This window comes from Virgibacillus sp. M23, from assembly GCF_034190895.1.
GTDB classification, from domain to species: Bacteria; Bacillota; Bacilli; order Bacillales; family Amphibacillaceae; genus Virgibacillus; species Virgibacillus salarius.
The window spans coordinates 1-403 of sequence record NZ_JAWDHA010000350.1 but is presented as its reverse complement, the minus strand read 5'-3'; the positions used below and the strand labels follow the sequence as shown (position 1 = coordinate 403).

The 403-nt window shown below is 39.2% G+C and carries 1 protein-coding gene; it reads left to right on the top strand.

The features are described 5' to 3' along the window. On the top strand, positions 1–403 hold a 403-nt coding region (locus RVS70_RS22930), incomplete at both ends, for a type III pantothenate kinase (RefSeq protein WP_321135045.1).

Genomic DNA, 403 nt, shown 5'->3' with positions numbered 1-403 from the left:
CTTGGTGTATATCATGATGGAAAATTAGAATATCACTGGCGTATAGAAACAAGCAGGCATAAAACAGAAGATGAGTTTGGAATGATTTTACGCTCTTTATTTGAGCATTCCGGGCTTATGTTTGAACAGATAGATGGCATCATTATTTCATCAGTAGTGCCGCCAATCATGTTTGCGTTAGAAAGAATGTGCACAAAATACTTTCATATCGAACCGCAAATTGTCGGTCCGGGCATGAAAACTGGTTTAAATATAAAATACGACAATCCGAAAGAAGTGGGGGCAGACAGAATCGTAAATGCTGTCGCTGCGATACACTTATACGGCAATCCATTAATTGTCGTTGATTTCGGAACGGCCACAACGTACTGCTATATTGATGAAAATAAACAATACATGGGCG